This window comes from Actinoplanes xinjiangensis (genome assembly GCF_003148685.1).
Classification (GTDB): Bacteria; Actinomycetota; Actinomycetes; order Mycobacteriales; family Micromonosporaceae; genus Actinoplanes; species Actinoplanes xinjiangensis.
In genome coordinates this window covers 398,669-418,731 of record NZ_QGGR01000005.1, presented here as the reverse complement: position 1 = coordinate 418,731, position 20,063 = coordinate 398,669, and the positions used below count along the sequence as shown (strand labels likewise).

The 20,063-nt window shown below is 68.1% G+C and carries 19 protein-coding genes; 12 read left to right on the top strand and 7 right to left on the bottom strand.

Annotation, left to right across the window (positions count from 1 at the left end; genetic code table 11):
* Positions 1-6: 6 nt before the first annotated feature.
* A complete protein-coding gene (locus BC793_RS14195) occupies positions 7-894 on the bottom strand; it encodes a LysR family transcriptional regulator (protein ID WP_109592954.1) in 888 nt (295 codons plus the stop codon).
* A gap of 104 nt (positions 895-998) precedes the next feature.
* Here BC793_RS14195 and BC793_RS14190 point away from each other — a divergent pair, with 104 nt between their 5' ends.
* From BC793_RS14190 to BC793_RS14175, 4 genes are read left to right on the top strand one after another with little or no spacing between them, the layout of a single operon-like run.
* A complete protein-coding gene (locus BC793_RS14190; RefSeq protein WP_109592953.1) occupies positions 999-1,988 on the top strand; it encodes a tripartite tricarboxylate transporter substrate binding protein in 990 nt (329 codons plus the stop codon).
* A complete protein-coding gene (locus tag BC793_RS14185; protein ID WP_203896188.1) occupies positions 1,985-2,437 on the top strand; it encodes a tripartite tricarboxylate transporter TctB family protein in 453 nt (150 codons plus the stop codon). Before BC793_RS14190 ends, BC793_RS14185 begins: the two co-directional genes overlap by 4 nt.
* A gap of 15 nt (positions 2,438-2,452) precedes the next feature.
* Positions 2,453-4,399: a tripartite tricarboxylate transporter permease gene (locus BC793_RS14180; protein WP_239170001.1), complete on the top strand. Its 1,947-nt coding sequence runs from the start codon at positions 2,453-2,455 to the stop codon at positions 4,397-4,399.
* Complete coding sequence (locus BC793_RS14175; RefSeq protein ID WP_109592951.1) at positions 4,396-4,794, top strand: universal stress protein; 399 nt, start codon at positions 4,396-4,398, stop codon at positions 4,792-4,794. Before BC793_RS14180 ends, BC793_RS14175 begins: the two co-directional genes overlap by 4 nt.
* A gap of 427 nt (positions 4,795-5,221) precedes the next feature.
* Here BC793_RS14175 and rfbD read toward each other — a convergent pair whose 3' ends face one another.
* On the bottom strand, positions 5,222-6,067 hold the full coding sequence (gene rfbD, locus BC793_RS14170; RefSeq protein ID WP_275416178.1) for a dTDP-4-dehydrorhamnose reductase: 846 nt from the start codon (positions 6,065-6,067) through the stop codon (positions 5,222-5,224).
* An 86-nt stretch (positions 6,068-6,153) separates the two neighbouring features.
* On the bottom strand, positions 6,154-7,131 hold the full coding sequence (gene rfbB, locus BC793_RS14165) for a dTDP-glucose 4,6-dehydratase (RefSeq protein ID WP_109592949.1): 978 nt from the start codon (positions 7,129-7,131) through the stop codon (positions 6,154-6,156).
* Between the two features lie 45 nt (positions 7,132-7,176).
* On the opposite strand from rfbB, the gene rfbA reads away from it, so the two are divergent.
* The 5 genes from rfbA to BC793_RS14140 all read left to right on the top strand — a co-directional run bounded on the left by rfbA (position 7,177) and on the right by BC793_RS14140 (position 12,516).
* Positions 7,177-8,049 carry a glucose-1-phosphate thymidylyltransferase RfbA gene (rfbA, locus tag BC793_RS14160; RefSeq protein WP_109592948.1) on the top strand — a complete coding sequence of 291 codons (873 nt, stop codon included), beginning with the start codon at positions 7,177-7,179 and terminating at the stop codon, positions 8,047-8,049.
* Positions 8,046-8,657 carry a dTDP-4-dehydrorhamnose 3,5-epimerase family protein gene (locus tag BC793_RS14155; protein ID WP_109592947.1) on the top strand — a complete coding sequence of 204 codons (612 nt, stop codon included), beginning with the start codon at positions 8,046-8,048 and terminating at the stop codon, positions 8,655-8,657. The genes rfbA and BC793_RS14155 overlap by 4 nt, the downstream gene beginning before the upstream one ends.
* A 249-nt stretch (positions 8,658-8,906) precedes the next feature.
* A complete protein-coding gene (locus BC793_RS14150) occupies positions 8,907-10,385 on the top strand; it encodes a sugar transferase (protein WP_239170000.1) in 1,479 nt (492 codons plus the stop codon).
* Positions 10,386-10,531: 146 nt separating this feature from the next.
* Positions 10,532-11,608, top strand: coding sequence for a GNAT family N-acetyltransferase (locus tag BC793_RS14145; protein WP_146246271.1), 1,077 nt, complete (start codon positions 10,532-10,534; stop codon positions 11,606-11,608).
* Entirely contained in the window at positions 11,605-12,516 is a 912-nt protein-coding gene (locus BC793_RS14140; RefSeq protein WP_109592944.1) for a glycosyltransferase, read from the top strand. Before BC793_RS14145 ends, BC793_RS14140 begins: the two co-directional genes overlap by 4 nt.
* 12 nt (positions 12,517-12,528) lie before the next feature.
* Here the strand turns inward: BC793_RS14140 and BC793_RS14135 are convergent, their stop codons facing one another.
* The 4 genes from BC793_RS14135 to BC793_RS14120 form a co-directional block, all read right to left on the bottom strand.
* Positions 12,529-13,191, bottom strand: coding sequence for a polysaccharide deacetylase family protein (locus BC793_RS14135; protein WP_109592943.1), 663 nt, complete (start codon positions 13,189-13,191; stop codon positions 12,529-12,531).
* The gene (locus tag BC793_RS14130; RefSeq protein WP_109592942.1) at positions 13,184-14,029 is read right to left on the bottom strand and encodes a glycosyltransferase family 2 protein; all 846 of its coding nucleotides are present in this window, start codon (positions 14,027-14,029) and stop codon (positions 13,184-13,186) included. Before BC793_RS14130 ends, BC793_RS14135 begins: the two co-directional genes overlap by 8 nt.
* On the bottom strand, positions 14,026-15,306 hold the full coding sequence (locus BC793_RS14125) for a glycosyltransferase family 4 protein (RefSeq protein WP_109592941.1): 1,281 nt from the start codon (positions 15,304-15,306) through the stop codon (positions 14,026-14,028). Before BC793_RS14125 ends, BC793_RS14130 begins: the two co-directional genes overlap by 4 nt.
* Positions 15,307-15,389: 83 nt before the next feature.
* Entirely contained in the window at positions 15,390-16,073 is a 684-nt protein-coding gene (locus tag BC793_RS14120) for a hypothetical protein (RefSeq protein ID WP_109592940.1), read from the bottom strand.
* A gap of 241 nt (positions 16,074-16,314) precedes the next feature.
* Here BC793_RS14120 and BC793_RS14115 point away from each other — a divergent pair, with 241 nt between their 5' ends.
* The 3 genes from BC793_RS14115 to BC793_RS14105 all read left to right on the top strand — a co-directional run bounded on the left by BC793_RS14115 (position 16,315) and on the right by BC793_RS14105 (position 20,049).
* Positions 16,315-17,214, top strand: a complete 900-nt coding sequence (locus BC793_RS14115) for a hypothetical protein (protein WP_146246270.1) — start codon at positions 16,315-16,317, stop codon at positions 17,212-17,214.
* 301 nt (positions 17,215-17,515) lie between these two features.
* Entirely contained in the window at positions 17,516-18,580 is a 1,065-nt protein-coding gene (locus tag BC793_RS14110) for an O-antigen ligase family protein (protein WP_203896187.1), read from the top strand.
* On the top strand, positions 18,577-20,049 hold the full coding sequence (locus tag BC793_RS14105; protein WP_109592937.1) for an oligosaccharide flippase family protein: 1,473 nt from the start codon (positions 18,577-18,579) through the stop codon (positions 20,047-20,049). The genes BC793_RS14110 and BC793_RS14105 overlap by 4 nt, the downstream gene beginning before the upstream one ends.
* The last annotated feature ends 14 nt before the right edge of the window (positions 20,050-20,063 follow it).

The following is a 20,063-nucleotide window of genomic DNA, read 5'->3' as shown; positions in this document are numbered from 1 at the left end:
ATACCGTCAGTGCATCAGGAAGCTGAGGGCGGAGATCGCCCGGGGCAGCGCCGGATTGTCGGACCGTCGAGGCCAGAGCAGATGCAGCTCGACCGGATCGACGATCGGCGTGGCGATCGGCAGGTAGTTGACGTGCGGGATGCCGATCAGGCGCGCCGACTCGGGGACGAAGGCCACCCCGCGCCCGCCCGAGACCAGCCACAACATGGTGATCACCTGGCTGACGGTGTGGATCACCCGCTCCTGTGCGAGCGGCACCATGCTCACCACGAGGTCGTAGAAGTACCGCGCCTTCTGCTGGGAGTGGAAGATCAGCGGCTCGCGGGTCAGGTCTGCGGGCACCACCGGCCGGCGCAGTTCGGACAGGGGATGGTCCTCGTGCACCGCCAGCAGCAGTGCCTCCCGGTGCAGCAGCCGGGACTCGAACAGCTCCGGGTCGAACGGCGGCCGGGCCAGCCCCAGGTCGATGTCACCAGCGGTCAGCGCATCGAGCTGCTCGCGGGTGACCATCTCGAACAGCTCGATGTGCACCTCGGGAAGGTCGAGGTCCAGGTGGTCGAGGATCCGGCCCAGGATGCCGAAGGTGGAGGCCGAGGTGAACGCCAGTTTGATCACGCCGCGCATGCCGGACGAGACCCGCTTCGCCAGGGCCGGCGCGGCCTCGGCGATCGCCAGGATGCGCCGCGCCTCGTTGAGGAACGCGTAACCGGCGGGCGTGAGCCGTACCCGCCGGTTGTCCCGCTCCAGTAGTTGCACCCCGACGGCCGCCTCCAGTTTCTGGATCTGCCTGCTCAGCGGGGGTTGAGTCATCCGCAGCCGAACCGCCGCGCGCCCGAAGTGCAGTTCCTCGGCGACCGCGACGAAACCCCGGAGTTGCTCGAGGGAGTACGTCATACCGTCAAGGTATCAATCGATGCACTAATTGGCTTGGACATGCATTACTGCACGGTCATAGGCTCGCGGCACCAGTGACCCCCCTCACAAGCGGGAGACTCCCGATGAAACTGACGCTCCCCGCACTCGGCCTCGCCGGCCTGCTCGTCCTCGCCGGCTGCGGCGGCAACCTCGGCTCCGACGGCGACAGCGGCTCCACCGCCGCCTACCCCGAACGCGCCGTCACCCTGCTGATCGGCCAGGACGCCGGCGGCAGCACCGACCTCATCGGCCGCGCCCTGGCCGATCCCGCGAGCAAGGACCTCGGACAGCCGATCACCGTGCAGAACCGGCCGGGCGCCAACGGGGCGGTCGCGGCCAAGGAACTGGCCGCCGCCGCACCCGACGGCTACACGGTCATGGTGTTCGTCGGCTCGCTCGCCTACATCACGCCGCTGGCCGTGCCCGCCGACCAGGCCGTCGACGTCAACGACTACGAGGTCGTCACCGGGATCTCGCAGGACGACTTCGTCCTCATCGCCCACCCGCAGACCGGGTTCAAGACCGTCCAGGACATCGTCGCCGCCAAGCGGCCGGTCAAGTTCGCCACCACCGGCGTCGGCACCGGCAGCCAGCTCACCCAGACCCTGCTGTTCGCCCAGGCCGGAGTGGAAGCCACCGCCGTGCCGTTCAACGGCGGCGCCCCGGCACTGACCGCGGTCCTCGGCGGGCAGGTCGACGTGGCGGCGGTCCAGCTCGGCGAGGCCAAGGAACAGATCGAGGCGGGCAAGGCGGTTCCGCTCGTCACCTTCGCGACCCAGCGCCCCAGCTATATGCCGGACGTCCCGACCGCCACCGAAGCCGGGTTCAACGTGCCGGTCCAGCAGTCCCGGGCGATCGTCGCACCGAAGGGCACACCCGCGGAGGTCGTGGACCGCCTGCGGACGGCCTTCCAGAAGGGATTCGCGGAGCAGGCCTACAAGGACTTCAACACCAAACGACTGCTGACCGCGAACGAGGTGGACGGGACCGCGTTGCTCCAGCAGTGGAACGGATCGCTCCAGACGTACCGCGACCTCGTGGCCCAGCACAAGATCGATCTGAGTGCCAAGTGACCACCGAACCCGTTGACGACCGGCCGCCCGCGGCCGGCCCGTCCACCAACCTGATCGCCGCCGTCGTCGTGATCGCCCTCGGCGGCGCGGCGGTCGCCGGCGCCGCCGCCCTCGGTTCGGGCCCCGGCACCTGGCCGATGATCGTCGGTGTCGCTCTCGTTCTCCTCGGCCTGATCCTCGCCCTACAGGCCCGCCGGGCCGAGCCACCGGAGCGGTTCACCCGCAGCAGCCTGCTGGTCGTCGCCGCCGTCGCCAGCATGATCGCCTATGTCGCGGTGATCGCCACCATCGGCTTCGAGATCCCGACCGCGCTGCTCGCCTTCGTCTGGCTGCGCTTCCTCGGCCGGGAGAGCCTGCGGACGTCCATCGCCGTCAGCCTCGGCATCGTCGTGGTCTTCTACGCGCTGTTCGTCGGCGCGCTCGACGTCACCATCCCCCACCTGTTCTGATCCTCTGGAGGACCGTTGTCCTCGGTCATCGACGGCTTCGCGGTCGTCCTCGAACCGGCGAACCTGCTCTACTGCCTCGTCGGCGTCGTCATCGGCATGCTCATCGGCGTTCTCCCCGGCCTCGGCCCGGCCGCCACCATCGCGATCCTGCTGCCCCTCACCTTCGGCCTGGAACCGGTCACCGCGGTCATCATGCTGGCCGGCATCTTCTACGGCGCCCAGTACGGCGGCACCGTCACGTCGGTCCTGTTGCGCCTGCCCGGCGAGGCATCCTCCGTGGTCACCGTCTTCGACGGCCACGCGCTCGCCCGACAGGGCAGAGCCGGCGCCGCCCTCGGTATCGCCGCCATCGGCTCCTTCGTCGGCGGCACCCTCTCGATCGTCGCGCTCACCCTCGTCGCCCCGATCGTCGCCGGGTTCGCCCTCGACTTCGGCCCACCCGAGTACACCGTCCTCGCGCTGCTCGGCATCATGCTGGTCAGCACGATCAGCAGCGGCGGCCGGATCCGCGCGCTCACCGCCGCCGCGGTCGGCCTACTGCTCGCCACCGTCGGCCGCGACGACTTCACCAGCGCCGAACGCTTCACCTTCGGCAACCTGTCCTTGGCCGACGGCATCGACTTCGTGCCCATCGCGATGGGCCTCTTCGGTCTCGGCGAGATCCTCTACAACCTGGAAGAACGCCACCGCGCCGTGCAGGCGCCCACCAGGGTCACCAACGTCTGGCCGAGCCGCGCCGACCTCAGGCAGTCGTCCGGTGCGATCGGCCGCGGCTCGGTCATCGGCTTCGTCCTCGGCATCCTGCCCGGCGGCGGCGCGGTCCTGTCCTCGATGGCCGCCTACGCGCTGGAGAAACGCCGCTCCAAACATCCCGAGCGGTTCGGGCGGGGCGCCATCGAGGGCGTCGCCGCGCCGGAAACCGCCAACAACGCGGCCGCGACCTCGTCGTTCATCCCGCTGCTCTCGCTGGGCATTCCGGCCAACGCGACGATGGCGGTGATCTTCGGGGCACTGCTCATCCAGGGCGTCACGCCGGGACCACAGTTGGTCACCGAGCATCCGGAACTGTTCTGGGGCGTCGTCAACTCGATGTACCTCGGCAACGTGCTTCTGCTGATCATGAGCATCCCGCTGCTCGGCGTCTTCGTCCGGATCCTGCGGGTCCGCGCCGCCGTGCTGGCACCGATCACCGTGCTGATCACGCTGGTCGGCGCGTACACGGTCAACAACAGCGTCTTCGACATCGGCCTGGTGATCGGATTCGGTGTCCTCGGCTACCTGATGAAGAAGGCCGGGTTCGACCCCGGCCCGATGGTTCTCGCGTTCGTCCTGGGCACTCTGCTGGAGACGTCCCTGAGGCGCTCGCTGCTCCTCTTCGACGACGACCTGACCGGATTCCTGACCCGCCCGATCTCGGGCACCCTCGCGGTGGCCTTCCTCGCCGTGATCCTGCTGCCCCTGGCCCGGACGCTCCTCCACCGACGCCACCCGAGCGAGCCTTCTGTACCAGCGGGTGGCGGAACTGAGTCGTCTGTGCCGGCGGGCGGCGCCGACTCTTCTGCGCCAGTGGGCGGCGCCGACTCTTCTGTGCCGGCGGGCGGCGCCGACTCTTCTGTGCCGGCGGGCGGCGCCGACTCTTCTGCGCCAGTGGGCGGCGCCGACTCTTCTGTGCCGGCGGGCGGCGGAGCCGATTCCTCTGTGCCGGCCGCCGGACATGCCTACCCGTTCGACTCGGCTGGTGGCGAAGCCGAGTCGTCTGTATCGGCCGCCGTCCGGCAAGACGGTTCGGATTCGGCCGTTGGGGCGTCGTCGGGCGGCGGGTTCGGCGGCCGCGCCTCCCGGCAGAGGGCCGCCATCGGAGACCCGGAGGCAGTTGACCCAGCAGGGACCCCATCCGGGGCCGCCAGCGATCGGGTGACGGAGTCCCCACGACGTGACAACAAAGCCGAGGAGGCGGAATGACGGTATTGGTGGGGTATCTCCCTACGCCGGAGGGCGAGGCGGCCTTCGCTGCCGCGCTGGACGAGGCGGCACGCCGGTGCGAGCCACTCCTGCTCATCAACTCACCACGCGGCGGCGCACCCGTCAGCACCGACGTCGCCGCGCCGGACCACCTTGCCGCTCTTCTCGCCAAGGCGGCCGATGCCGGCGTGGCCTTGGAGATCCGCCAGAACTCGCATGCCGGTGAGTTCTCCGACATTCTGCTGGCCACCGCTGACGAAGCCGGCGCCTCGGTGATCGTCATCGGTCTCCGCCGTCGAAGCCCGGTAGGCAAGCTGTTCCTCGGCAGCACCGCGCAACAGATCCTGCTCAACGCTGATCGCCCGATCCTCGCGGTCAAACCACCGCATCGCTGACCGAGTACCGATCAAGATCGAGGAGGCCGCCTTTCGGTGCCGGATCGCGGTTCTTCCGGCCTTTTATTCGGTACGACCGGAGTACCTCGACCACAGCCAGCCGTCCTGTATCGCGGGCGGAATGGCTGCGCTCTTATGACGATTCGGCTTCGCAATGGAAGCCGAATGATGGGTTGCGGCGGCCGGATTCGATTCGTGTGCTCAGCGGGAACATGGAGACGAGTTCTCGATGTTCATGATTGACCCGCGATCGGGGGTGTTGATTAACGGTTTGAGGTACGCCAGGTTCCGAGCGCACACCCACATCGGACCGTGAGACGGCAGCGCCGAGCCCAAGGGAGCGGGAGGCGTACCGGATGGCGGGTTGGCGAAAGCCCGCCCGACGGTGACGGGCGGGCTTTCAGTGAGGCCGTTGAGCGCAGGGCAGTTATGGCAGGAAGAGAGGCATCGCCTTGGCGAGCATGCCGCGCCACTCCGGGAGTGGGGCGACGCCGGTGCCGGCCCAGCGGTCATGGCCGAGGACGCTGTAGGCGGGGCGCCGGGCGGGCCGGGGGAAACGGTCGCTAGTGGTGGGGCGGATCCGGTCCGGGTCCAGGCCCGCCTCGATGAAGACGGCGCGTGCCAGTCCGAACCAGCTGGTGGAGCCGGCCGCGGTGCCGTGATAGGCGCCGGGGCCGGCCCGGCCGGCAACCGCGGCGTGGGACAGGTCGACCAGTAGTTGGGCGAGGGCATACGACCAGGTGGGTGGGCCGATCTGGTCGTCGACGACGTCGAGGGTGTCGCGGTCGGCGGCGAGGCGCAGCATGGTGCGCACGAAGTTGGGGCCGTGTTCGCCGTAGAGCCAGGCGGTCCGGACGATGTAGCCACCGGTGGCCAGGACCGCCTTTTCGCCGATCGCCTTGCCGCGGCCGTAGGCGTTCAGCGGCGCGTGCGGGGTGTCTTCGCGGTACGGCGTGGTGGCGTTGCCGTCGAAGACGTAGTCGGTGGAGACGTGGATGAGCCGGCTGCCGGCCTCGGCCGCGAGGACGCTGACGCCGTGGCCGTTGATGGCGGTGGCCGCTTCCTCATCGGACTCGGCGCCGTCGACGTTCGTCCAGGCGGCGGCGTTGAGCACCACGTCGGCGCCGGCCACCGCGTCACGGACCTGTGACGCGGAGGTGATGTCGAGGTCACTGCGGGTGGCGGCGACCACGGTGGTCTCACCGTGTTCGGCGAGGACCCTCTGCAGGTCCCGGCCCAGCATGCCGCCGGCGCCGGTGATGAGCCAGCGCAACTGCCCGGAGTCCGGCAGAGCGGCGCCGCCACCGGGAGCCGGCTGGGCCGCGCCGCTGTCCGGGGCCGGCGCAGAAGTGGGCGGCATCAGAGACCGGCCCGGGACTTGAGCGGCTCCCACCAGGCCCGATTGTCGCGGTACCACGCGACGGTCGAGGCGAGTCCCTCCTCGAGGGTGACCTGCGGGGCGTACCCGAGCTCCTCGCTGATCTTGGTGATGTCGAGCGAGTAGCGGCGATCGTGGCCCTTGCGGTCGGTGACCGGGCGGACCATGTCCCAGCCGGCACCGCACGCGTCGAGCAGGCGCTCGGTGAGTTCGCGGTTGGTGAGTTCGGTGCCGCCGCCGATGTTGTAGACCTCCCCGGCCCGGCCCTTCTCCAGAACCGCCTGGATGCCGCGGCAGTGATCGGTCACGTGCAGCCAGTCACGGACGTTGCCGCCGTCGCCGTAGAGGGGGATCTGTTTGCCGTCCATCAGGTTCGTCACGAAGAGGGGGATGACCTTCTCCGGGAACTGGTACTCACCGTAGTTGTTGGAGCACCGTGTGACGACGACGTCCATGCCGTGGGTGCGGTGTGCGGCCAGGGCCATCAGGTCGGAGCCGGCCTTGGAGGCGGCGTACGGCGAGTTCGGCGCGAGCGGCCACGTCTCGGTCCACGAGCCCTCGTCGATGGAGCCGTACACCTCGTCGGTGGAGACGTGCACGAATCGCCCGACGCCGGTGGAACGGGCCGCGTCGAGGAGGGTCTGGGTGCCCAGAACATTCGTTGTGACGAACGGCATAGCGCCCGAGATGGACCGGTCCACGTGTGATTCGGCGGCGAAATGCACCACGGCGTCGTGTCCGGGAAGTAGTTCCCGCAACAGGTGGGAATCGGAAATGTCGCCCTGCACGAATCGCAGTCGGGGATCGGACACGGGGAGGTTGTCACGATTCCCCGAATAGGACAACAGATCCAGAACGGTCACCGATGCACCGACCGCACCTGCGTACTCGTCCTGCAAGAGGGCCCTGACGTAGGCCGATCCGATGAAGCCGGCACCACCGGTTACGAAAATCTGCACGGGTGGCGAGTGTAGACGTAGGCGGCGACTGTTTAGGGTCATCCGGTGCGCGGAATTCTTCTCGCCGGTGGTACCGGTTCACGACTCTGGCCGATCACCATGGCCATGTCCAAACAGCTCATGCCCATCTTCGACAAGCCGATGGTCTACTACCCGTTGACCACGCTGGTGTCCGCCGGGATCAGCGAGATCCTGGTGATCACCACTCTGGAGGATCAGCCTCACTTTGAGCGACTGCTCGGTGACGGAAGTCGGTTCGGGCTCGACCTTCAGTACGCGGTGCAGCCGAAGCCTGACGGGATTGCCCAGGCTTTCCGGATCGGTGCCGACTTCATCGGTAACGACCCGGTTGCCCTGATTCTCGGTGACAACATCTTCCACGGCGTCGGCCTGGGCCGGCAGCTGGCGCGGTTCGGCGACCTCAACGGGGGGCGCGTGTTCGCGTACCCGGTGGCCGACCCCGAGCGGTACGGCGTCGTCGAATTCGACGAATCGGGCAAAGTGCTCTCGATCGAGGAGAAGCCGGAGCATCCCAAGTCGACGTACGTGGTCCCCGGCCTGTACTTCTATGATGCCGACGTGGTGAAGATCGCCGAGAATCTCGAGCCCAGTGCCCGGGGCGAACTGGAGATCACCGCGGTGAACGAGGAGTATCGACGCCAGGGGCGGCTCGAGGTGACGGTTCTCGACCGGGGAACCGTCTGGCTGGACACCGGTACGTTCCAGTCCATGGTCCAGGCCTCGGAGTACGTCCGGGTGATCGAGGAGCGGCAGGGTTTGAAGATCGGTTGTGTGGAGGAAGCGGCCTGGCGGCTCGGCTTCATCTCCGACGACGAGTTGCGTGAGGTCGCGCAGCCGTTGCTGAAGAGCGGTTACGGGCAGTATCTGGTCCGGCTACTGGACGGTGGTCTCCGGTGAAGATCCGCCCGCTGGGCATCGAGGGCGCCTTCGAGGTGACCCCGGTGCAGCACGGTGACAGCCGGGGCCGGTTCCTCGAGTGGTACCGGTTCGACGCGCTGGAGGAGGCGGTCGGGCACCGGCTCGACCTGGCGCAGGCCAACCTGTCGACGTCGGCCGCCGGCGTGGTGCGCGGCATTCACTTCGCCGACGTCCCGCCGGGGCAGGCCAAGTATGTGACCTGTGTGTCCGGCGCGGTACTCGACGTGATCGTGGACCTCCGGGTCGGGTCGCCCACGTTCGGCACGTGGGAGACGGTGCGCCTGGACGATGAGGACCGCCGGGCCGTCTATCTCGGCGAAGGACTGGGGCACGGATTCTGTGCTCTGACCGAGGGCGCGACCGTGGCGTACCTGTGTTCCTCGACGTATCGCCCCGGTCATGAACACGGAGTGCATCCGCTCGACCCCGAACTCGGGATTGCCTGGCCGGTGGCCGACCCCGTACTGTCCGGCAAGGATGCCGAGGCTCCCAGTCTGGCCGAGGCCGGCGTGAGCGGATTGCTGCCGCGTTACGACGCGTGTCGCAGCTATGTCGAATCATTGCGTCGGATTGACGACAGTCGATAACAGTTATGACGCGTCGGTCCTACTTGGACACCTCCGCCACTTCGGTTCCTGCATCATCCGAATCGCCATGGCTGTCGAACGGAAAGATGTAGCGCGATCGTGGCCGCATTGAGAGTCTGTCTCTTGTGTCTCGGTGGTTTCCGGCATGGGGCGTTCGTGGTCGGGTGTGTCCGAGCACACCACAGATCTGGATCATCATGAGTCGGTCGCAGCCGATGTTGGGGGCCTGGCGTGCAGACAATTGAATCCGTGGAGACCGTTGACCTGGCGGCGACGGCCGCACAGCTCAAGGCGCGCTCCCGGGCGACGAAGGCGCGAGCGGGCTGGCAGAGCCGTTATGCGCTGACGCTCTATCTCCTAGACTTCGTGGTCGCTCTCAGCGCCGCCTCGTGGGCGCTGTTGATCCGGTTCGGCAGTGAGGGCATCGCGCCGTATCAGCGTGACTACCTCCTGCTCACCCTGCTGCTGCCCGTCGCCTGGATCGCCTGCCTTGCGTTCAACCGGGCGTATGAGCCCCGCCACCTTTTTGTGGGTACTGAGGAGTATGCGCGGGTATTCCGTGCCGGATTGGCGCTGACCGCCGCCATCGCCATTGTCTCGTTCGCTTTCGACCTGCGTTTGGCCCGTGGTTATGTCAGCATCGCGATGCCGTTGGCGATCGCCGTCGACCTCGGCGCGCGCTTCTTCTACCGGCAGCGCCTGCACCGGGCCTGGGCGCGCGGACAGCGCCTGCACCGGGTGGTCCTGGTCGGTCACGAGCGGGCCGTCCTCGACATGACGCGCCGGCTCAGCCGTGAGCGATACCACGGCCTCGGGGTCATCGGCGCGTGCCTGCCGCCGGGCATGGTCCGCAGCCACGCGGTCACCGGCATGCCGCCGATCTACGGCACGTTCGACGACGTGGCCACCGCGGTCGCCCGGTCCGATGCCGACACCGTGATCGTGCTCTCCTGCCCGGAGATCGACGGCCCGGCCGTGCGCCGCCTGGCCTGGCAGCTGGAACGCGACGACATCGACCTGATCGTGGCCAGCACCCTGGTCGACGTGGCCGGTGACCGCACGACCATCCGCCCGGTCGACGGCCTGCCGATGCTGCACGTCGAGCATCCGAAGCTCAAGGGCAGCGCCCGCGTGGTCAAGGAGATCTTCGACCGGGTCGGCGCGATCCTGCTGATCATGTTCATGTCGCCGGCGCTGGCGGTGGTCGCACTGCTGGTCAAGTTCGGCAAGGGTGGTCGCGGTCCGGCGATCTTCACGCAGGAGCGGGTCGGTCGCGACGGCAAGCCGTTCACGCTGTACAAGTTCCGGACGATGACGGTCGACGCCGAAGCCCGCCTCTTCGAACTCGGCACCCTCAACGACACCGACGGCGCGCTGTTCAAGATGCGCTCGGACCCGCGGATCACCCCGGTCGGCAAGTGGCTGCGCCGCCTGAGCATCGACGAGCTGCCCCAGTTGATCAACGTGGTCAAGGGCGACATGTCGCTGGTCGGCCCGCGCCCACCGCTGGCCAGGGAAGTCGCCGACTACCCGGCCGACATGCTGCGGCGCCTGGTCGTCAAGCCCGGCCTGACCGGCCTGTGGCAGGTCTCCGGCCGCTCCGACCTGTCCTGGGAGGAGTCGATCCGCCTCGACCTCACCTATGTCGAGAACTGGTCACTCGCCATGGACCTGGCCATCCTGTTCCGCACGGTCAGCGCGGTGGCCCGCAGCTCCGGGGCCTACTGACCCACCCGTCCACCCCGCTCACCTCTTGGACGACGGCGCGTGACCGGCGCCGATCGTCGCCATGCCTGGATCCAGCCGGCCGGCGGGCCACAGACCGGGACCACCGAAGCTCTCGGGCGTCCCGTAGTACAAGGAGCGAAACAACAGTGAGAATTTCGGTGGTCCGGCCAGACGAGCTGGGCCCGGGCGAGTTGGACGTCTGGCGTCAGTTCCAGAAGGACCAGTCGCCCTTGCAGAACCCGTTCCTGGCGCCTGAGTTCACCCTCGCCGTCGCCCGCCAGCGGCCCCACTCCCGGGTCGCTGTCCTGGAGGATTCCAGCGGTGTGGCCGGGTTCTTCCCGTATGAGGTGCGCAACCGTGTGGTCGGCGTGCCGATCGGCGCTGGGATCACCGACTGTCAGGGTCTCATTCACCGGAAAGGGCTCGAGTGGGACGCCGTCGGGCTGCTCAAGGCCTGTCGGCTGCCGGTCTGGGAGTTCGACCACCTGATGGCCGGGCAGCAGTCGTTCGAGCGGTTCCACTCCGAGCGGGCGTCCTCACCGTTGATGGACCTCCGGGAGGGCTACGCGCGATACATCGAGGATCGCAATCAGGCCGGCGACGTCGTCAAACAGACGCTGCGCAAACAGCGGAAGATGGTCCGCGAGGTCGGCGCCGAGCGCTTCGAGTGGAACGATCCGGACCCGGCCGGGCTGACCGCGCTGCGTTCTTGGAAGGGCGCGCAGTATCGGCGCACGCAGCAGTACGACCGGTTCACTACACCGTGGATCGAGGGTGTGCTGGAGGAATTGCTGGCGTCGAGCTCCGAGGGCTGCCGGGCGGTGGTGTCGACGGTGTACGCCGGTGATCGCCCCGTGGCCGCGCACCTTGGGCTGCGTAGCCGGTCGGTACTCGCGTACTGGTTCCCGTCCTACGATGTCGACCTCTCCCGGTATTCCGCCGGGATCCTGCTGTGCCTGCGCATGGCCGAGGCCGGTGCTGCCGACGGTATCCAGCACATCGATCTCGGAAAGTCCGAGGCGCTCTACAAGACCCGGCTGATGAACGCCGACACGCCGGTCGCCGCCGGCCGGGTCGGCCAGTCGTGGGCGATCACGACCGTACGCCGGACCCAGTCCGCAGTGTCCCGTTCCATCAAGCAGGGCGCACTCGGATCGAGGCTCAAAAGCGGCCGCACCGGAGTCGTTCTCCGCGAACTGAAAGCAAGGCTGGCCGCCCGATGACCATTCTCGTAGCGGTCGTCACCTACAACAGCGAGCGCCTGCTGGCTGACCTGATCGACGGCCTCAAAGTGGGTTTGAGCGGTCTGAAGTGGCACCTGACGGTCGCCGACAATGATTCCCGGGACGGCAGCGTCGAGACGGTCCGCCGGCTCGCACCGGAGGCCACCGTGGTCGAGATGGGCCGCAACGCCGGGTACGCCGCCGGGATCAACGCGGCGGTGGCGGCGTCGCCGGCACACGATGCGGTCCTCGTGCTCAATCCGGACGTGCGGTTGACACCGGGCTGTGTGGCGCGGCTGCAGGAAGCCCTGAAGGAACCGGGTACCGGGATCGCGGTGCCGAACATCGTCGACGGCGCCGGGGACCTGATCTACACGATGCGGCGCGAGCCCACCGTGCTGCGCACCCTCGGTGACGCGTTTCTAGGGGCCCGGCGAGCCGGGAGGTTCCCGCTGGTCGGCGAGGTCGTCGCGGACGAGCGGCGGTACGCTGTGGAGCAGTTCACCGACTGGGCCGAGGGTTCCACCATGCTGGTCAGCGCCGAGTGCTGGCAGCGGTGCGGACCGTGGGACGAGTCCTTCTTCCTCTACTCGGAGGAGACGGACTTCGCGTTGCGGTCGCGGGATGCCGGACTACGCACGCGGTATGTCCCCGACGCCCATGCGACCCATCTGGAGGGCGACTCGCGGGTGTCGCCGGGGCTGTGGGCGTTGCTGACCCTCAACAAGGTGCGGCTGTTCAAGCGCCGTCACGGCCGGGTTCGGGCCGGGGCGTACTGGGCCGCGCTGCTGTTGCGGGAATCGAGCCGGGCTCTGCTCGGGAAGGCGCCGAGCCGGGCCGCAACGCGGGACCTGCTGAGCCCGTCCCGGCTGCGTGAGACACCGGGACCGGCCAGCGTGGTGCGGTGAGAAAGGGCGTGGTCAGCGCCAGCGCTTGACCACGCCCGCAGCGGTCGCGCGCAGCCGGGCCGGAATCCGCCGGGAGCGGTCCACGGCTGCGCGGACCGTCTCCGGTGTGTCGTCGCGGTAGACGCTGAATCGCGGCTGGAGCCAGCGGCCCGGTTGGGCGGGACTCCGGTCGCTGGTGAAGACGGAGGTGTAACCGAGCCGGCGCAATGAGGTCAGGGTGGCGCGCTCGTAGCGGCCCAACGGGCATGCTGCCCGAGTCACCGGCTGTCCGATAGCTGATGAGATCCGGTCACGCGCCTCGGCGAGTTCCTCATGGGCGGTGGCGGCGGACATGCCACGCCACGGATGGTGCCACATCCCGTGATTACCGATCGCCATCCCGTTTCTCGCCAGCTCGCGCAGGTCGGACTCGCCGAGGCTGCCCGACTGGTCGAGACGGCCGGCCAGCACGAAGAACTCGGCGGTCAGACCCCTGTCGAGCAGTGCCGGGAGCGCGATCTCGACGTCCGACGAGTTGCTGTCGTCGAAGCTGAGGGAGACATGCGGCCAGGAGGCGACCTCGTCAAGGATCGCCTCGAACCTGTCCCGGGTGATCCAGTAGTGATCCTCCCCGGGTTCCAGCTCGCGCTGCGGCTCGCCGATGCCGTGAAACAGGATGTTGATGGACTCAGGCATTCGCTTCTTCCTGGCGGGTTGATTCGTCGCGCCCCCAGCCGGTGTCGGGGCGCCGTTTGGCAATCGCCGCCGCGTAGAGGGTGATGCCGACGTAGCCGACAGCAGCGGGTGCCAGCCACGGACGGCGCAGCACGACGTCCTTGAGCCACGAGGATCGGCCGGCCGGTCGTACCGCAGCGGTGATCTCACCTCGCGCGGCCGCGGCGCGCATCGCCGCGTTACCCGCCCGAACCCGGATCAGACGGCGGATCAGGTCTTTGGTCGTTCGCGGTGTGGCCACTACCGACGGGACCGATTCCACCTGCCGCTTCTCGTCGGGGGCGAACAGCGAGTCGATGAACAGGTCGTCGGCGACCATGTCCGGGAAGGTGTCGAAGCGGGCCCGGCCGGCCTCGGACAGAACGATCACACCGCGGCCGAACAATCCGCTGCGCAGGGCCGGCAGATGCCGGTGCACGCCGAAGTACGCCCGCACGAGCAGTGGCCGCCGGCCCAGGTCGAGCTCACGGCGGGCGGTGGAGGCCAGCACCGGACCGGTGACCGCGGCGGCCAGGGCGCGCAGGCCCGCGGTGGACAGCATGATGTCGGCGTCCAGATAGACCCGGGGAAAACCGACGGCGATGGCATCGCCGGCATTGAGGGCGCCGGGCTTGCCGGGTTCCGGAAGATCTATTACGCGTACGCCCCGGGCCGCGGCCACCTTCACGGTGTCGTCGGTGCAGCCGTTCGCGGCGACGACCACGTCGAACTCGCCCGGCGCGGCCTCGGCCAGGAGACCGTCCAGACAGCGGCCGATCACCGTGGCCTCGTTGTGAGCGGCGATGACCACACTGGTCACGGCGCGTCCGTACGGGTCGGCGAGGTCTCGTCGGCGGGCCTGCGCTGTGCCGGGATGTGCACGCCCGCGGCCCGCGGCAGGTGCTTGGCCAGGAGCCGCTGCCAGACCGCGACGTACTTCTCGGCCTGGTGCTCCCAGGACAGGAAGTCACGGAACCGCTCACGACCGATCTGGTGCATCCGCGCCCGTAGTTCGGGGTCGTCGAGAAGCCTGTCGATCGCGGCGGCGAACTCGGCCGGCTCGCCACGGGGCACGTAGAGCCCGGCGTCACCGACGGTGGCCCGCGTCTCGATCAGGTCGGCTGCCACGACCGGCACGCCGCGCCCCAGGTATTCCACGGTCTTCGCCATGGTGGAGAGCTGGTTCATCCGGGTCGGCAGGTCGGGCTGGATGGCGACGGTGGCGTCGCGCAGCAGCGCGTCCACCTCGGGGCCGTTGAGCCAGCCGGTGAACTCCACGACGTCGGTGAGTCCGCGGTCGACCGTCAGTTTGCGCAGTGCGGAGGCGGTCTCGCCGTCGCCGGCCAGCACCATCCGCCAGCCGTTGCGCCCCCGCAGACGGATCAGCTCCTCGGCTGCCAGGACCGCGCCCTCGACGTTGTCCTGCGGCCCGAAGACGCCCAGGTAGACGACACGAAGCGGCCCTTCGGCCCGGACCTCGGCGACAGCCTCGACCTTGTTGGCGATCTCGGCGTGGGCGGGGCCGTTGCGGACCACCGTCACCTTCTCCGGGCGCACCCCACGGCGTACGGCGTTCTCCTTGAACGACTCGTTGGTCGCGAACACCTCGGTGGCGCTGCGCAGCGTCAGCCACTCGAAGGCGACCAGCAGCCGGGAGACCAGCGGGTTCGGGTCGCCGCCGCGGGAGATGTAGACCTCGGGGGACAGGTCGTGGTGGTCGAAGACCCACGGTCGGCCCAGCGCACGCAGCACCCATGCCAGGGGGAAGTAGACGTCGGGAGGATTGCACACCTGAACGGCCTGCGCGCGACCGCGGATCAGTTCACCCGCGAGGCGGATGGCGATCCACAGGAAGGACCAGACGAACTCGAGCGCGAAGGACAGCACGCCGCTGCCGTAGACGACCACCGGGTACGGCCGCAGACGGGTGCGCTCACTTCCGGGAAGCACGGTGAGGCTGCGATCACCCCGCGGGGCGATCACCGTCACGTCGAATCCGGCTGCCTCCAAGCTCAGGCATTCACGAATGACCCGGCGATCCTTCTCGGCGGGCAGGTTCGCCACCAGGATCGCGACACTGGGTCGCCGGTTCTTCAAGTTTCTTCCCCCTGCTTCGGAACCTGTCGACGCGAATAACCTTCCAGAGAAATCTTCGCGTAGACATGCCGCGTCGTCCAAAGCTAAAGGGCTGAACGGGCCAGGGTGCCGGGCCGATTCGGCGAATCGGCCGTGGACAGGCGCCTGGCGGCACGCCAGCGGCGCCGCGAAATGAAGTCGTCTGTCCATAATGCGACAGCCGTGCTGAGCAACACACCCAGAATCCCCACGCCCATCGCGGACCGGATCGACGAGTGGGTGAGCAGGCTGGACGTCGGCGGGACGAGCGACACCACCGTGATCCGCAGGTCCTTCTTCACGTTCCATTCGTCCTGCATGGCCTTCAGTTCCTCTTCGAAGGTGACGCGCAGCACCTGGAGCCCGCGCAGGCTCTCCTCCTCGTCGGTGGTGATGTACGTGATGGACATGGACCCGATCACGTAGCGGGGTTCCTGCCGGGTGCCCGTGTTGCGGGGCTCGAACCGATATGTCCCGGTCACACCTTTAGAGAAGAAATCGTCCTGGGCGTCAGCCGTGTTGAGCCGGCTGGCCACTGCCGCAGCCGTGATCGCAATGGACGGATACAGCCCGGTGACCGGGTTTGGTGCATATTGCGAAACGGGCGGCTGGGTCATCAGCACCTCGGAGGCCAGAAAACGGTCCTGGGTGCGGATCGCGGGGACGGCCACGGCCATGGTGATCAGTGCTCCGGCGAGGATCACATACCACCGGCGCCTGAGGACCCCCGCGATGTCGGGCAGATACATCGGCCCTGCTTAGCCGCCCTGGCGGAGTCTTGTCAACTTCGATCCGGAGCGGATGCCTGATAGCCACCGATAGGATCGTCGTATAGCTTGTCGAGCGTATGTCGGGGTGGCCACGAGGTGGCATTCTGATGCGAAACTCAGTGGCGGCTGACGACGTCCTGGCGGAGATTTTGGAGAGGCGTCCGTGGACCTCGGCGAGATCCTGAGCATTCTGCGCTCTCGGTGGTACATCGTCGTACCCATGCTGGTGCTGGCGTTGGGCCTCGGCGGCGCCACGTATGCCGTGGTGCCGACCACCTACTCGACCTACACCATGGTCAGTCTCCTCAGCGCGCCGGCGGCCACCCAGACCGCCACCCAGGGGCAGGACAATCCGTTCCTCAACTTCAACGGCTCGCTCGTGGCCACGGCCGACTTCCTCGGGCGCCGGCTCCAGTCGACGGACACGGTTCTCCAGTTGAAGAGCGCCGGGCTGACCGAGGAGTACGAGGTCGCCCTCGCGGAGAACGCACAGGGACCCTTCCTGACCCTCACGCTCACCGGAGACGACCGTGCGCACCTGCTCGCTTCCGCGACACAGCTCGCCGAGTACGCGGAGAAGACGCTCCGGGACATCCAGCTGGAGAACGGCGTCGCGGAGCGCGACCGGATCAAGCTGACCCAGGTCATCCCGCCGCAGAAGCCGAAGGCCGAGACCAAGGAGAAGCTCCAGCCGGTCATCGTGGTCGGCGGCGGCACCGCGGCGCTCGCGTTCATCCTGGTCTTCATCGTGGAGAGCATCAGCCGGGCCCGTCGCCGCCGCGCCGCCGGTCCTTCGGAGAAGCCCGTCGCTGCCGGTGCGGCGTCCGTGACACCCGACATCGAGGGCACGATGGTCATCCCGATTCCGCCGGCGCCGGTCCAGCGTTCGTCGGCTCCGGTCGCGCGATCCAAGCCGTCGTCCATCGAGGCGGAGAAGACCCAGCGCATCGTCGTACCGCCGCGCACCGCCGCCGGCGCGGCACCCGCCGAGAAGCCGAAGCCGCCGCACGGCGGGCCCGGCGAGGGCCCGCAGACCGGCCGCTCCGGGATGGCCCGGACCTATCAGTCGAACGGCATTGACCGCAGGGGCCAGAATGTCAACCGGATCAACGGAAGCTGACACGCGCCGCCCAGCACCGCGGAATCGGACTGCTGCCCCGGCGCGTCGTGGCCAGGGTCGTCTCTATCGCTCCCAGCAACGGCTACGCCAGCTCGGACCGGATTCGGTGCTGGCCGTCTACATCGTGCTCCTGCTACTGGTCCCCGCCCGGCTCGTGGTCGCGAGCATCGGCGCGACCGGCACCGTGGCGAACCTCTTCCTGCTGGTGGCGCTGCTCTGGTACGCGATCAGCTGGCTGATGCGCCGGGTGAGGCCGGCCGAGCACACCCGCCTGCCACGGTTGGCACTCTTCGGGTACTGCGTGGCGGTGCTGCTGGCGTACGTTGCGGTCGGCCGCCGGGATGCCGACGTGATGGAGTACAGCGCCGCCGACCGGGCGCTGCTTCAGCTCCTCATCTGGCTACCGTTGATCCTGCTGACCACGTCGCTGACGGAGTACCGGCAGATCGACCGGCTGCTGCGGTTGTTCGTCCGGTGCTGCGCCTGGGTGGCGGCGGTGGCGATGCTCGAGTTCCTTTTCAAACAGAGCCTCACCAGCTGGATCGTCATCCCGGGCCTGCAGTCCAATGCGGCCACCGAGCTGATCAGCCGGGGTGATTTCGTCCGGCCCACCGCCACCGCGTCGAACACTCTGGAACTGGCCACCACCATGGTCACCGCACTGCCGTTCGCCATCCAGCAGGCCTTCCACGGTGAAGGCCGCAGCTTCTGGCGACGTTGGGTGCCGGTCGGCCTGATCGCGCTCGCCTCGGTGATGACCGTCTCGCGTACCTCGGTCATCGGCCTGGTGATCGTCATGCTCGTGCTGATGGTCACCTGGACACCCGATCGTGTCGGCAAGACCCTTCTGGTACTGATCCCGGCCATCGGCGCCACCCGGGTGGTCGTGCCCGGTCTGATCGGCACCCTGATCGGGCTCTTCAGCGCGATGCTCGACGGCGGGGACAACAGCACCAACTCGCGAACGGCCACAAGTGCCGATGTCGATGGATTCCTCGAAGGACATCGGTGGTTCGGGCGAGGCCCCGGGACGTTCCTTCCCGACCTTTACCGCTACACCGACAATCAGTACCTCCTGGCGATGCTGGAGATCGGAATCGTCGGGCTGGTAGCCATCATCGCACTCTATGTGACGACCATTCATTGCGGTGGTGCCGGTCGCCGCCGATTCACCGATCCGGCACGCCGGGAGACCGGTCAGGGGTTTGTAGCCGTAGGGTTCGTGCTCCTCGTCGTAACGGCCACTTTCGACACGTTGAGCTTTCCGATCGTGGCCGGATCCACTTTCCTGATGTTGGGCCTGTCGGGTGCTTACCTGAGCGTGGCTCGCCGTGAACAGGCGAGAATCGGAGATCTTCCACAGTGACGGATTTGAACCAGCGGGTGGCCACGGCCGCACGCTGGAGTCTGGTCAACACCATCGTCCGCCGGGTCGGCACGTTCGCCTCCGGTGTGGTGCTGGCTCGCCTCTTCTTCGGGCCGTACGAGTGGGGCCTGTACGCCGTCGGCCTGCTCGTGCTGGCGATGCTGCTGTCGCTCAACGAGATGGGTGTCAGCCTGGCCCTGGTGCGCTGGGAAGGCGACATCCGGCGGTTCGCACCGACCGTCCTGACTCTGTCCACCCTCAGCAGCAGCGCGTTCTACCTGGTGTTGTACGTCTCCGCACCGACCGTGGCCGGCCTGCTCGGCTCGCCGGAAGCCACCACGATGCTGCGCGTGCTCTGCATCAGTGTGATCATCGACGGCATCGCCTGTGTTCCGCTGGGCCAACTCAACCGTGAGTTCCAGCAGTTCAGGCGAACCGTGGTGGACATCCTCAACTTCGTCGTGAACACCGCGGCCACCATCGCGTTCGCGGCGGCGGGCGTCGGCGCGATGAGCTTCGCCTGGGGTTCGCTGATCGGAAACGTGGTGGCACTCGTCGGCTTCGGCCTGTGCGCCCCCGGCATGCTGCGGTTCGGCTGGGACACCGAGCAGGCGAAGAAGCTGATCAAATACGGCTTCCCGCTGGCGTCGGCGAGCCTGCTGACCCTGGGCATCGTCAACGTGGACTCGGTGGTCGTCGGCTCGGTGCTCGGCCCGGCCGCGCTCGGTATTTATGCGATGGCCTTCAACATGTCCAGTTGGCCCGTGCGGATGGTGTCGGAGACCGCCCGGCGGGTATCGTTCGCCGGCTTCTCCCGCCTCGCGGACGAGTCCTCCGAGCGGTTCGCGGCCGGATTCATTCGGGCGTTCACACTGGTCATCGCGGCTGCAGTGCCGATCTGCGTGGTGCTCGGCGTACTGGCCACACCGATCATCACCTTTGTCTACGGCGACCAGTGGGCGGACGCCGGCCTGCCGTTGCAATTCCTGGTGGCCCTCGGCCTGCTGCGGGTTGCGGTCGACCTGGCGTACGACTGCCTCGCCACCCGCGTCCGGAAGACGCTCATGCTGATGCAGGCCTGGTGGCTGCTCACCCTCCTCCCGGTGCTCATCATCTTCGCCCACTTCTGGGGCGTTCCCGGTGTCGCCGCCGGCCATGTCGTGGTGGCCGCTCTACTGGTCGCGCCGGTCTTCCTGGTGGCCCTGGTCCGCCTCGGCATTCCAGCGAGCGGGATCCTGGCCAGCTGTGTCCGTCCGGCGCTCGGTGGTCTGGCCATGGGCGTGGTCGCCTGGGCCGTGCATCGCTGGCTAGGTGACGGTTTCCTCGGCCTGACCGCGGCCGGCCTCGCCGCTCTCGCGGCCTACGTGCCGTTCGTGCTTCCTGTCGTCAACGGACTCCGGTCCGGAGCAGCCGGCGCCGCCGAGCCGCCCGCCGCTGAGACCAAACTCGCGGCCGCCGAACCCTCCTAGGAGAACGAAGACAG

Bases quoted from the DNA above. Each gene is read 5' to 3' on its own strand.
- BC793_RS14190 (WP_109592953.1), top strand. From the start codon at position 999: ATGAAACTGACGCTCCCCGCACTCGGCCTCGCCGGCCTGCTCGTCCTC.
- BC793_RS14135 (WP_109592943.1), bottom strand. From the start codon at position 13,191: ATGCCTGAGTCCATCAACATCCTGTTTCACGGCATCGGCGAGCCGCAG.
- BC793_RS14175 (WP_109592951.1), top strand. From the start codon at position 4,396: ATGACGGTATTGGTGGGGTATCTCCCTACGCCGGAGGGCGAGGCGGCC.
- BC793_RS14120 (WP_109592940.1), bottom strand. From the start codon at position 16,073: ATGTATCTGCCCGACATCGCGGGGGTCCTCAGGCGCCGGTGGTATGTG.
- BC793_RS14140 (WP_109592944.1), top strand. From the start codon at position 11,605: ATGACCATTCTCGTAGCGGTCGTCACCTACAACAGCGAGCGCCTGCTG.
- BC793_RS14195 (WP_109592954.1), bottom strand. From the start codon at position 894: ATGACGTACTCCCTCGAGCAACTCCGGGGTTTCGTCGCGGTCGCCGAG.
- BC793_RS14115 (WP_146246270.1), top strand. From the start codon at position 16,315: ATGCTGGTGCTGGCGTTGGGCCTCGGCGGCGCCACGTATGCCGTGGTG.